General features: G+C 69.2%; 10 protein-coding genes. 1 reads left to right on the top strand and 9 read right to left on the bottom strand.

Annotated features, from left to right (window positions below; all coding sequences use genetic code 11):
- The first annotated feature begins 139 nt into the window (after positions 1-139).
- A complete protein-coding gene (locus tag PJ250_RS12940) occupies positions 140-442 on the top strand; it encodes a hypothetical protein (protein WP_271644985.1) in 303 nt (100 codons plus the stop codon).
- 11 nt (positions 443-453) lie between these two features.
- Here PJ250_RS12940 and PJ250_RS12935 read toward each other — a convergent pair whose 3' ends face one another.
- The 9 genes from PJ250_RS12935 to PJ250_RS12895 form a co-directional block, all read right to left on the bottom strand.
- Positions 454-927: a DoxX family protein gene (locus PJ250_RS12935; protein WP_271644984.1), complete on the bottom strand. Its 474-nt coding sequence runs from the start codon at positions 925-927 to the stop codon at positions 454-456.
- A gap of 197 nt (positions 928-1,124) precedes the next feature.
- Positions 1,125-3,134 carry a transketolase gene (tkt, locus tag PJ250_RS12930; protein WP_271644983.1) on the bottom strand — a complete coding sequence of 670 codons (2,010 nt, stop codon included), beginning with the start codon at positions 3,132-3,134 and terminating at the stop codon, positions 1,125-1,127.
- Positions 3,135-3,241: 107 nt separating this feature from the next.
- The gene (locus tag PJ250_RS12925; RefSeq protein WP_271644982.1) at positions 3,242-4,567 is read right to left on the bottom strand and encodes a dicarboxylate/amino acid:cation symporter; all 1,326 of its coding nucleotides are present in this window, start codon (positions 4,565-4,567) and stop codon (positions 3,242-3,244) included.
- Between the two features lie 126 nt (positions 4,568-4,693).
- The gene (locus tag PJ250_RS12920) at positions 4,694-6,454 is read right to left on the bottom strand and encodes a BatD family protein (RefSeq protein WP_271644981.1); all 1,761 of its coding nucleotides are present in this window, start codon (positions 6,452-6,454) and stop codon (positions 4,694-4,696) included.
- 17 nt (positions 6,455-6,471) lie between these two features.
- Positions 6,472-8,247 (bottom strand): VWA domain-containing protein, encoded by a 1,776-nt coding sequence (locus tag PJ250_RS12915; RefSeq protein WP_271644980.1) that lies wholly within the window; start codon positions 8,245-8,247, stop codon positions 6,472-6,474.
- Positions 8,244-9,263 (bottom strand): vWA domain-containing protein, encoded by a 1,020-nt coding sequence (locus PJ250_RS12910; RefSeq protein WP_271644979.1) that lies wholly within the window; start codon positions 9,261-9,263, stop codon positions 8,244-8,246. Before PJ250_RS12910 ends, PJ250_RS12915 begins: the two co-directional genes overlap by 4 nt.
- Positions 9,260-9,730, bottom strand: a complete 471-nt coding sequence (locus PJ250_RS12905) for a DUF4381 domain-containing protein (RefSeq protein WP_271644978.1) — start codon at positions 9,728-9,730, stop codon at positions 9,260-9,262. Before PJ250_RS12905 ends, PJ250_RS12910 begins: the two co-directional genes overlap by 4 nt.
- Complete coding sequence (locus PJ250_RS12900; protein ID WP_271644977.1) at positions 9,727-10,677, bottom strand: DUF58 domain-containing protein; 951 nt, start codon at positions 10,675-10,677, stop codon at positions 9,727-9,729. Before PJ250_RS12900 ends, PJ250_RS12905 begins: the two co-directional genes overlap by 4 nt.
- A 103-nt stretch (positions 10,678-10,780) precedes the next feature.
- Positions 10,781-11,809 (bottom strand): AAA family ATPase, encoded by a 1,029-nt coding sequence (locus PJ250_RS12895; RefSeq protein WP_271644976.1) that lies wholly within the window; start codon positions 11,807-11,809, stop codon positions 10,781-10,783.
- Positions 11,810-11,813: the final 4 nt, after the last annotated feature.

Genomic DNA, 11,813 nt, shown 5'->3' with positions numbered 1-11,813 from the left:
GGCATTTCAGCTGTCATTGCATGCGCGCGGCGATGGGCCCGCAGGCGGATCTTCACGCTGCCCGCGCAACCCGACCCGGCATGGTATCCATCGGCGCGGCGCCACCCACGGCACAGCGCCAAAAAGTGGAGAGCTTCCGATGAGATTCCTGCTGACCTTGTTGTTGGGCATCGTGATCGGCGCGGTGGGCCTGCGCATGATCGAGCGTTACCAGGCAAAGCGCGCCATCGGCGTTGAGGTCCAGCCGACCTCGATGCCGGGCTCGGCTGCGGCCGCCGTCGATGCGGCGGTGGACAAGACTCCGCCAGCGACACCGGCCGTGCGCATGGTCGGCGACGTCCAGCCAACCCGAGTCCCCGCGGACGCGCCGACCACCGACACGGCGCCGGGGCAGGCAGGTTCCGACGCTTCGAAGACGACACCCACCGCGCCGCCGCGCTGAGCGCGGCCGGATCAGCGTCCGCGCCGCCACACCGCGTCCAGCCCCAGCGGACCGGCGCCGCGCACGGCCAGGTACGCTGCCAGGACGGCCATGAGCACCGGGTATTCGATGCCGCGGTCGATCCACGGCCAGGTCGGGCCCAACGCCAGGCAGATGCCAACCATCTCCAGCGCCACCAGTGCGGCCACCGCACGGGTGCCGGCGCCCAGGATCAACAGCAGCGCGCCAACGGTTTCCAGCAGCATCACCAGCCAGGCCAGCTGTGGGGCGAAGGGCAGCCCCATGCGTTCGCCGATCAGGTGGATCGAGCCCTGCATCGGGTCGGCCATCGACCCATGCGCGGTTCCCAGCGCCTTGGGCAGACCATGGGTCAGCAGAATCGCGCCGAAGCAGATGCGCAGCAGCGCATATCCCAGGACCTCGGCGCGCCACATTCCCGGAGTGCCGGCACGAGGCGGCTCGTTGACCTTCCGCTCCATCGCCATGCGCAGTCTCTCGATTCGCGCCCAAGGCGCAGGATCTGCAGTCTTGTCGCAGCGCCCATAGGGATAAAGCCGAATGGACGGACAGCATCATTCAAGCTGGGCCAACAATGCCGTCGAGCATCTGGCCATGCGCGGCGCGGAAACGAAGAAGGCCGGGCATGGCCCGGCCTTCTTCGCTCAAGTCAGGAAAGCCGTAATCAGCCCTGGATCACGCTCTGCACCGCTTCGACCACGTGGTCTGCGGTGAAGCCGAAGTACGGGAACAGCGCGCTGGCCGGGGCCGACTCGCCGAACGTCGTCATGCCGACCACCGCACCATCCAGGCCCACATACTTGAACCAGAAGTCGGCCGACGCCGCCTCCACCGCCACGCGCGCGCGAACCGAGCGCGGCAGCACCGACTCGCGGTAGGCCGCGTCCTGGCGATCGAATACATCAGTGCACGGCATGGACACCAGACGGGTCGGGATGCCGGCGGCCTGCAGCTTCTCGCGGGCCTCCGAGGCGATGCCCACTTCCGAACCGGTGGCGATCAGGATCGCCTTGGGGGCGCCGCCCTCGGCCTCGGCCAGGACGTAGCCGCCGCGGTAGATGCCCTCGATCCCGGCCTTGTCGCGCGGCTGGTGCTTAAGGTTCTGGCGGCTGAAGATCAGGCAGTTGGGGCCCTCGGTGCGCATGACGGCCGCCTTCCAGGACGCGGCGGTTTCCACCGCGTCGCAGGGGCGCCACACATCGTTGTTGGGGATCAGGCGCAGGCTGGCCAGATGCTCGACCGGCTGGTGGGTGGGGCCGTCCTCGCCCAGGCCGATGGAGTCGTGGGTGTACACGTGGATGGCGCGGCTATGCATCAGGGCGCTCATGCGCACCGCGTTGCGGGCGTAGTCGCTGAAGGTCAGGAAGGTCGCATCGAACGGCACGAAGCCGCCATGCTGGGCCACGCCATTGACGATGGCCGTCATGCCGAACTCGCGTACGCCGTAGTGCACGTAGTTGGCCTGGGGGTCTTCGCCCACCGCGGTCTTGGCCGCCTTCCACATGGTCAGGTTGGACGGGGCCAGGTCGGCCGAACCGCCCAGCAGCTCGGGCAGCAGGCCGGCCAGCACTTCGATGGTCTGCTGGGACGCCTTGCGCGAGGCGATCTCCGGGCCCTCTTCCTGCAGCTTGGCCACGTAGGCATCCAGCTTGGCACCGAAGTCTTCGGGCAACTCGGCGTGCGAACGACGCACCAGTTCGGCCGACTCGGCCGGGAATTGCTTGGCGTACTTGTCGAACAGCTGCTCCCACTCGCCCTGCCGCAGCGACCCTGCGCCGGTGGCGCGCCAGCCGTCGTAGATCTCCTGCGGAATCTCGAAGGCCGGGTACGGCCAGTCCAGTGCCTTGCGGGTGGCCGCCACTTCATCCGGGCCCAGGGCCGAACCGTGGGCTTCTTCCTTGCCGGCCTTGTTGGGCGAGCCGAAGCCGATCGTGGTCTTGCAGGCGATGAGCGTGGGCTTGTCGGTGATCTGCAGCGCTTCGTCGATGGCGGCCTTGATCTCCTCCGGCGCGTGGCCGTTGATCGGACCGATGGTGTGCCAGCCGTAGGCGCGGAAGCGCGCCGGCGTGTCATCGGTGAACCAGCCGTCGGTGTCGCCGTCGATGGAGATCTTGTTGTCGTCCCAGAAGGCCACCAGCTTGCCCAGGCCCAGGGTGCCGGCGAGCGAGGCGGCTTCGTGCGAGATGCCTTCCATCATGCAGCCGTCGCCCATGAACACCCAGGTGCGGTGGTCGACGACGTTGTATTCGGGCCTGTTGTAGCGCTGGGCCAGCAGCTTCTCGGCCAGGGCAAAGCCCACGGCGTTGGCAAAGCCCTGCCCCAGCGGACCGGTGGTGGTTTCCACGCCGGGCGTCAGGTGTCCTTCCGGGTGGCCAGGCGTCTTGGAATGCAGCTGGCGGAAGTTCTTCAACTCCTCCATCGGCAGGTCGTAGCCGGTCAGGTGCAGCAGCGCGTACTGCAGCATCGAGCCGTGGCCGTTGGAGAGCACAAAGCGGTCACGGTTGAACCACTTGGGGTTGTTGGGGTTGTGGCTGAGGTAGTCGTTCCACAGCACTTCGGCGATGTCGGCCATGCCCATGGGCATGCCGGGGTGGCCGGAATTGGCGGCCTGCACCGCGTCGGCGGCGAGGAAACGGATGGCGTTGGCGAGCTGGCGGCGGGTCGGAGCGGACATGAGGGGACAGGGGCAGAAAGCGGCGCAGGCAGCGCCGGGAACCCCTATTGTCCCATCCCCGCCCCGGAAGGTCACATGAGGACCGGGGCGGCGCGGATTTGCGGCCGCTAGGCGCCGGCCCGCAGTTCCTCTTCCACGGAAATCTCATGGTGCGCCGGCTCGCCCTTGGCCACCACCATCGAACCGACGATGTCCCCGGTGACGTTGACCGTCGTGCGGCACATGTCCAGCAGCCGGTCCACGCCCAGGATCAGGCCGATGCCCTCCGGCGGGATGCCGAACATCGCCAGGATCATGGCGATCACCGGCAGCGAACCGCCCGGCACGCCAGCCGCTCCGATCGCACCGAATACGCACAGCACCAGGATCATCACCTGCTGTCCCAGCCCAAGATGCACGCCGTAGAACTGCGCCAGGAACAGCACGGTGATGCCTTCGAACAGTGCCGTGCCGTTCATGTTGGCCGTCGCCCCCAGGGTGCAGACGAAGCGCGCCACCTGGCGCGGCACGCCCAGGCGCTCCTCGGCCACCATCAGCGAGGTCGGCAGCGTGGCGCTGGAAGACGAGGTGGAGAACGAGGTCAGGATGGCCGGCTGCGCGCCGCGCCAGAACGCCAGCGGCGAGACCCGGCAGAACAACCACAGCAGAGTCGGAAACACGATGAAGAAATGCACGCCCAAGGCCAGCAGCACCGTGCCGACGAAACGGGCCAGCTGGACCAGCACCTCGAACCCCAGCTTGGCGGTGATGCTGAACAGCAGCGCGGCCACCGCGTAGGGCGCCAGCTTGATGACCCACTCGATCAGGCGCAGGCAGATGTCATAGACGCCCTGGCAGGCGCCGACGAAGGTGTTGACACCAGGGGTGCGCAGCACGGTGGCGCCAATGCCGAACATCAGCGCGAAGAACATCACCGAGATCAGTTCGCCATTGGCGGCGGCGGCGATCGGGTTCTTGGGCACGATGTTGAGCAGCAGTTCGATCCCGGAAGGGTTGGACTGGCCCTTGGCCACGATTTCGCCGCCGCGCTGGGCCCCGGCCTCCATCAGCAGCGCACGCTGCGCTTCGGGCAGGCCGTGGCCCGGCTGCAGCAGGTTGACCGCCACCAGACCGATGGTCACCGCGATGGTGGTGACCAGCAGGATCCACAGCAACGTCTTCAGGCCGATGCGCCCCAGCGACTTGGGATCGCCGATTTCCACCACGCCCAGCACCAGCGCCGAGAACACCAGCGGGATCACCAGCATGAACAGCAGGCGCAGGAACAGCTGGCCGATGGGGTCGGTGACGTACTGGGTCAGCGTCTCCAGCCAGCCGGCGTTGGCGAAATAGAAATTGGCCAGCAGGCCGGCCACGGTTCCCACCACGAACCCGATGGCCATCTGCCAGTGGAGTTCAAGACCGCGCTTGGGCGAAGAAGGGGAAACGGACATCCGGCGCTCCTGGAAGGTATCCGCGCAGCTTAGCAAGGAGCTGCCCGCCGCTGGAGCCGCCTCGGAAGCCTACAGGGTGCCCCACTCCGTCGGGCGGGTGAGCGCGTCAATCGTGCGCGCGAACGCTCAGTCGCCGCCGGGGTACAGCGGCGGGAGCTGCGCGTCACCCGCCTTGGCGCCTTGCGCCTTCCACTGGGGGCCACGCGCGAACGCGTCGCGCAGTCGCGCGCGCGCGGCCGGCCCATCGCCATCGGCCCAGCGCGCGCGACGCAGCGCATCGACCGCCGCCCGCTGGGCGGGATCGGCCAGCGCCTCGGTCAGGCGATCCAGATCCGCGGCGGGCGGCGCGGCCATGCCGCGCAGCACCTCGGCCACCTCTTCCAGGGTGCCGGCATCCAGCGCCTTGCGCAGGTCGGGCAAGCCATGGGTCGGCCTTGGCCCCGTGGCGGCGACCGGCAAGCCCAACGCCGGCGCGATCCGCGACAACGGCCCCTGCCCGGTGCGGGCGCGCCACAGCATCCAGCCCAGGGTCAGCAGCCACAGCAGCGCGAACAGCACGGCGAACAGCATCCAGATCCGCGCGTTGCCCGCCCCCCGCGACAGGTCGCCACCGGCGTTGGGCATGGGGATCGCTTGCGTCCTGGCCTCCGGTGCGGGGGCATCTTCCGCGGCCTGCGCAGGCGCCGCTTGCGGCAGGGTGGCGTTGGCGAAGCTGCCGGCGCCACGCGCCACCTGCAGGGTCATGTCGGGCAGCGCCGAGGTGCGCGCCTGGTCGGCCTTGACGTCCCACCAGTCCATCTTCAACCCCGGCAGGACGAGCTTCCCGGCCCCGTTGGGCACCAGTGAATACTTGCGCGTCACCTCTACCACCGGTGTCGCACCGTCGAAGCGCTCCTCATACGTGGCCGGTTCGGCGAAGACCTGCGCGCCCTGGACGTCGGGGATCGGCAGGTCCGGCAGCTGCGTTCGCGTCGCACCGCGCACGGTGGCCTGGACCACGAAACTGCTCGCCTGCCCGGCGGTCAGGTCACGCGGTGCGGTGGCATAGCGCAGGCGCAGATCGGAGACCGGCAACCATGGCTGTCGCGCCTGGTCAGGCTGCGGCTGCACGTGGAGCGTCTGAGACTGCCCGACGGCATTGAGTTCGCTGCGCTGGCCCATGCCCAGCATGCTGTCGAAGAAGCCACCGCCAGCGGCGCGCCCGGTAAACCGCGCCGCCGGCAAGGTGAGCGTGCCGCTGCGGTCGGGCACCAGCAGGAACCGCCGCTCGACCACGTTGTAGCGACGCCCGTTGACTTCCTTGGTGGACTGCACGTCATCCCCGACCCGCTGCAGCGAGGTGCCCTTGGGCGGATCCATGTCCAGTTGTCCCGACACCAGCGGCACCGCGTAGAACAGCCGCAGCGTGACCCCGACCGTCTGTTGCACGTACGGCGTGAGGTCATCGACTTCGGTCTCGATGTAGGCATTGCTGCTGCCCGGCTGCGCCGCCGGCGCGTCGGCCACGCGCAGGCCCAGGGGAGGGGTGCGCTCGCCCTGGAATTCCAGCGGTGGCACGGTCAGCTCGCCGGTCCGGCGCGGTTGCAGGGTGATGGCCAGCAGGGTCGAGCGGTTGATCCTCCCGTTGACCATCTCCACCTGCCGGCTACTGGAGGTATCGACGACATCGAAGTCGCGCTGCAGCGGCGTCATGTCCGGCTGGCCGATGTCCTTGCTGCTCTCGATGTTGAGCACCACCGGTTGGCCCAGCACGGTGCGCGAGCGATCCAGCCAGGCACGGGTTTCGGCCAGGGCGGGCGCCGCGCAGACCAGGAGCGAGAGCAGGACCAGCAGCGCTACGACCGGCATCCGCACGATGCCGTGCGCCCGCTGGCGGCGGAGCGGCATGGGGGTCACCGGTCGCATCATTGTCCTTCCCTCTGGCGTCTTTCGTACTCAAGCTGGAACTTGGCCTTCAGCAGCCCGCCCGGATCATCGGGGACGCGCCGCAACCAGGCCTCGGTTGCCTGCCGCCGCTCGCGCTCGGCCGGGGTTTCCTGCTTGCCGTTTGCCTGTGCGGCCTTGTCGGCATCCTGCTCGCCCTGACCCTGCTGCATGGCCTGCTCCATGCGCTGGCGCTGGGCCGCGTCGGCTGACTGCTGCTCCTGCTGGCGCTGGGCTTCGGACTTGGCTGGATCCTCCTGCGGATCGCCCTGTTTGCCATCCTGTTCGCCGCCCTTGGGATCCTGCTGTTTCGAATTCCCTTCGGAGCGATCCTGCGCGCCGGTCTTGTCGGCGCCCTGTTTGCCATCCTGTTGCTGGTTCTGGCCTTGCGGTGGAGGCTTTTGCCCCCCCTTTCCGCCCTGGCCGCCCTGCCCGTCGCCGGACTGCTGCTGGCGCTTGCGCGCCGCCTCGACCGCCGCGCGGTTGGCGATGGCGTCCTCCATGCCAGGCTGTTGCTTCAAGGCAGCATCGTAGGCGGCGATGGCCTCGTCGTAGCGCCCCTGCTTGGCCAACGCGTTACCACGGTTGTAAAGCCCGTCGGCTGTCGGCAGGCCGCGGAACTTCGATTCAGCGGTCTCGAAATCGCCCCGGCGGTAGGCCTGCGCCCCCTGCTCGATCCTGGCCTGGGCCTTCTGGTCGGCCCGCTGCCACCAGTCCACCGCCCCCGCCGGGAAGGCCATCGGCAAGACCGCGCACAGCGCCAGCACCGCCAGTACTCCGCCCCGGCGGAAGGCCAGCAGGCACAGCAGCATCAACAGCGGCAGCACCCAGTAGCCCTGGTCCAGCCAGGACGTTCCCTTCTCACCGTGGGCGGCGCGCGCGTCCTCGGATTGTGGATCGAGCACGCCGAGCAGCTTCAGGTCGCGATCGTCGCTGGTCAGTGGCGTGTAGCGCCCCGCACCGGCCGATGCCAGCCGCTGCAGGGAGGCCGCATCCAGACGTGCACGCCCGATCTGCCCGTCGGCATCGCGATAGGCCGCGCCGTCGGCGGTGCCCAGGCCCATCACCGACACGCTGTAACCCCGAGCCGCCGCGCTCCGCGCCGCGGCCTCGGCGTTGTCATCGGCATGGTCGGTCAGCAGGAGAATCTGCCCTTGATCGAATCCCGCCTGGCGCAACAGGCCCTGCGACCAGGCAATCGCCTGGCGGGCATCGTTGCCTGGCACGGGCATGATCCCGGGCTGCAGCGCATCGAGGAACAACGCCACGTTGGCGGCATCGTCGGTCAGCGGCGCCACGGTGAAGGGCTGCCCCGCGTAGGCCACCAGCCCCACCTGACCGCCGGCGCGCTCACGCAGCAGCGTGGCCAGCTTGGCCCGCGCCTGCAGCAGCCGGGAAGGCGGCAGGTCGTTGGCGTTGATGCTGCCCGACAGGTCCAGCGCGATGACCAGGGGCGCGCGCGTCTGCCACAACGGCTGTTCGGCCTGACGCCAAGTGGGCCCGGCCATCGCCAGTGCGCCCAGGCTCCAGGCCAGCAGGCAGCCGACCAGGGTCAACCGCTGCCTGCGTCCGCCGCCGACCTGCAGGTGCGCCAGCAGATGGGCATCGACCAGGCCGCGCCACGCATTGGCCCGCTGCTGGGTCAGGCGCCACAACCACCACAGCACGGGCAAGACGAGCAAGGCCAGCAGCCACCACGGCCGCAGAAAATGGAAATCGCCGAGTGCCTGGACCAGGGAAGACCCGCGCTCGTTCATGACCTCAGCCCTCGCCAGCCCAGCGCAACCAGCCCGAATCCCAGCGCAAGCGCGAGCGGAAGCGGGTAGCGCTCGATCCGCGGGCGCACGGCGCGCCCGGGCCGTGCGATCGGCTCAACCTTGTCCAGCTCGGCGTAGATCCCCACCAGTTCCTCGGTATCGCGCGCGCGGAAGAAGCGCCCGCCCGTCGTACTGGCGATGGCACGCAGGGTGTCTTCGTCGATGTCGTCATCGCCCTGCGAAGGCAGGCGCATCCCGAAGATGGACATGCCGCTGCCGTTGCCGCCAAACGCGATGGTGTGAATGCGCACATGCTCGTTCTTGGCCAGTTCGGCCGCCTTGCGCGGATCCAGCGCCCCTGCCGTGTTGACGCCATCGGTCAACAGGATCAGGACCCGCTGGCCGGCCGGCTGCTTGCTCAGCCGCTTGACCGCCAGACCGATCGCGTCTCCGATCGCTGTCTCGCGCCCGGCCAGTCCGCTGACGGTGTCGCGCAGCTGGCTGCGCACCGAATCCCGATCGAGCGTCAGCGGCGCCACCGCATACGCCCGGCTGCCGAACACCAGCAGGCCGACACGGTCACCGATGCGCCGGTCCAGGAAGTCGGCCAGCACCGCCTTGGCGGCGGTCAGACGATCGACCGCACGTCCGCCCAGCTCCATGTCCGGCTCGCGCATGCTGCCGGACAGGTCCACCGCCAGCATCAGGTCGCGCCCGGCCTGGGGCGGCGTGATGGCCTCGCCCAACTGCTGGGGGCGTGCCGCGGCGGCGCAGAGCAGCAGCCACGCCAGGGCCGCGAACCAGTTGACCCGGAAACGGCGCGCCACCGCCCCGGTGGCCGCAATCCCCTCCAGGCGATCGCCATAGGGCACGCGCAGCGCCGGCGACTGGCTGCGCACGGCGGGCAGCAGTGCGGCGACCAGCCAGGGCAACGGCAGCGCCAGCCACATCCAGGGCCAGGCAAACCCGCCAAATCCCAGCTGGAAGGCCTGGACCCACTGTTCGATCGGACTCATGCGCGCCCCCGCATCAGCTGCAGGAACCGCCCCCGGGCCAGGGCACGGAGGGCTTCAAGCTGGCGCGGATCGACGCGCCGTCGGTAGCCACCGTCCAGCAACAGGCGGCCTTCGCCCTGGCTGAATGGGTGACCTGCCTTGCTTCCCTTCCCATCCAGGAACTGCAGCCAGGCATCTCCCTGCAACCGGTCGGCGCCAGGATCGACACGCCGGGCAGCGCGGCGCAGCAGTTCGGAGGCCGCGGCCACCTGTGCCGGCGGTGCCAGGGCGCTATGGCATTGGGTATCGAACAATTCGGCCCAACGGCGCTGGCGTCGCTTGCGCCAGGCCAGCACGGCCAACGGCAGCACAACGAGCAGCAGCACCGCCAGCAGGACCAGCCACCATCCCGGCGCCGGTGGCCACCAGCCCGGGCCTTGCGGCACGTGCACGTCGCGCAGCACCAACGTGGGCGAAGCCTGACTCATGCCGTGGCTGGCGCGGGTGCGCGCCCCAGCAGTGGGAGCCAGGCATCGGATGCGGCATCGGCGCGGAGCGCGAATACCCTCACGCCCCGGGTGGGCAGGCGTTCCAGGGCCGCATGCAGCGGCTGTACGAATTCACGGCTCCACCGCTGCCGCTGGGTCGCATTGCCCAGGTCCAGCTCCAGCCGGTGCTCCCCAGAATGAAAAGGCAGCGAGGCCTTGGGAGGCGCTTGCTCCATGGCGTCGGTCAAGAGCAGGACGACGACCTCGTGATGCATCGCCAGCGCCGGCCAGCGCACCTCGGGAATGTCCATCAGACTGCGTGGATCGGCCAGCACGACCAGCCGTGAACCCGGACGCAGGACACGCTGCGCATGCTCGAGGGCCGAGCCGAGCCCCGCATCATCCTGCGGCGGCTCGCTGTACCAGCGGTGCAGCGCATCCAGCACGCGCAGCGCCCCGCGCGTCCCGGACGCCGGTGCGACGGGCGCCTCACGCGACGCCCCGCGCAGGATGGAGATCCGATCCCCATCGCGAACCGCCGCCCAGGCCGCCAGCGCACCGGCACGTGCCGCCTGCACTGACTTGAATCGTACGCGCGTGCCGAAATACAGCGCCGGCGATGTATCGGCGACCACCAGGGTCAGCCGCTCGCGCTCGGCCTGGAAGAGCTTGGTGTGAGGTTTGCCGCTGCGGGCCGTGAGCCGCCAGTCGATATGCCTGGCGTCGTCACCCGCGACGTATTCACGCGACTCGGCGTACTCCATCCCGCGCCCACGCAGCGGCGAGGCGGCCGGCCCGGTCAGGTGATGGCTTCCGCGTCGTGCGGCCGGCCGGCGCTGGGCCAGCGTCCGCAACTGGACCAACTCGGCCAATGTCGGACGAAGGCCATCGCCTGCTCCAGGCGCGGGTGCGGCGCCTTTCTTCGATGTCGGGATCTGCAAAGCCATCGAACCGCGGAAGTCTCCGGCGGGTGACAGGCACCCGCTCAGCAGGATGTCGAAAGAGTGAAAGCAGCCAACGCGCCACGGCCATGCCGCAGGCCGCGCCGACTCAGGGCAGCGGGACGCGCTCGATCAGCGCCTCCACCAGCCTCGCGCCATCCCAGCCTTCCGCTGTCGCCTCATAGCTGGGCAGGACGCGATGCCGCAGCACATCCGGCGCCATGGCACGCACGTCCTCGGGCGTGACGTAATCGCGGCCTGCCAGCCATGCATGCGCGCGTGCGCATCGCTCGAGCGCGATCGAGCCACGCGGGCTGGCGCCCCAGGCGATGCGCCGCCCGAGGGCGGCGTCGTACCGGGAGGCATCACGCGACGCCAGGACCAGTTCGACGAGATAACGCTCCAGTTGCGGCGCCATGTGCAGGTCCAGCACCTGTCGCCGCGCGGCAAAGACGTCCTCGAGCGAAAGCCGTTCCAGGTGTTCGGTAGCCGGCTCCAGCGCGTCACGCGCCCGGGCGCGCGCCAGCCGCAGGATCTCGGACTCCGCGGAAGCCTCGGGGTAGCCAATCTTGACGTGCATCAAGAAGCGATCCAGCTGCGCCTCCGGAAGCGGGAAGGTGCCCTCCTGCTCGATCGGATTCTGCGTGGCCATGACGAGGAACAACGGTGGCAGCGGATAGGTATGACGCCCGACCGTCACCTGGCGCTCGCCCATCGCCTCGAGCAGTGCGGACTGGACCTTCGCCGGGGCGCGATTGATTTCATCGGCCAGCAGGATCGGATGGAAGATCGGGCCCGACTGGAATTCAAACCGCCCATCCTGCGGGCGCCAGACCTCCGTCCCGGTCAGGTCGGCCGGCAGCAGGTCAGGCGTGAACTGGACACGTGCGAAGTCGGCTTCCAGCCGCGCCGCCAGCGCGCGGATCGCCATGGTCTTGGCCAGACCCGGCGCGCCCTCCACCAGCAAATGGCCATCGGCCAGCAGCGCGATGAGCAGACGATCCACCAGCGACTGCTGTCCGACGATCGTCTGTGCCAGCGAGTTCCGCAGCGCGCTGAAAGCAGCGTGCAGATGCTCTTCGGTGGTCTCCGACGAGCGTGAAGATGTCGAGGAAACGGCATTGGGGGTATGAGCCATGTAG

It is taken from the genome of Pseudoxanthomonas sp. JBR18, assembly GCF_028198165.1.
In the GTDB taxonomy this organism is placed as follows: domain Bacteria; phylum Pseudomonadota; class Gammaproteobacteria; order Xanthomonadales; family Xanthomonadaceae; genus Pseudoxanthomonas_A.
The sequence above is the reverse complement of the archived record's forward strand: the minus strand, read 5'-3'. Positions and strand labels throughout refer to the sequence as shown.

Excerpts from the sequence above, each read along its gene's own strand:
- PJ250_RS12940 (WP_271644985.1), top strand. The coding sequence starts at position 140 with ATGAGATTCCTGCTGACCTTGTTGTTGGGCATCGTGATCGGCGCGGTG.
- PJ250_RS12935 (WP_271644984.1), bottom strand. The coding sequence starts at position 927 with ATGGCGATGGAGCGGAAGGTCAACGAGCCGCCTCGTGCCGGCACTCCG.
- tkt (WP_271644983.1), bottom strand. The coding sequence starts at position 3,134 with ATGTCCGCTCCGACCCGCCGCCAGCTCGCCAACGCCATCCGTTTCCTC.
- PJ250_RS12925 (WP_271644982.1), bottom strand. The coding sequence starts at position 4,567 with ATGTCCGTTTCCCCTTCTTCGCCCAAGCGCGGTCTTGAACTCCACTGG.
- PJ250_RS12920 (WP_271644981.1), bottom strand. The coding sequence starts at position 6,454 with ATGCCGCTCCGCCGCCAGCGGGCGCACGGCATCGTGCGGATGCCGGTC.
- PJ250_RS12915 (WP_271644980.1), bottom strand. The coding sequence starts at position 8,247 with ATGAACGAGCGCGGGTCTTCCCTGGTCCAGGCACTCGGCGATTTCCAT.
- PJ250_RS12910 (WP_271644979.1), bottom strand. The coding sequence starts at position 9,263 with ATGAGTCCGATCGAACAGTGGGTCCAGGCCTTCCAGCTGGGATTTGGC.
- PJ250_RS12905 (WP_271644978.1), bottom strand. The coding sequence starts at position 9,730 with ATGAGTCAGGCTTCGCCCACGTTGGTGCTGCGCGACGTGCACGTGCCG.
- PJ250_RS12900 (WP_271644977.1), bottom strand. The coding sequence starts at position 10,677 with ATGGCTTTGCAGATCCCGACATCGAAGAAAGGCGCCGCACCCGCGCCT.
- PJ250_RS12895 (WP_271644976.1), bottom strand. The coding sequence starts at position 11,809 with ATGGCTCATACCCCCAATGCCGTTTCCTCGACATCTTCACGCTCGTCG.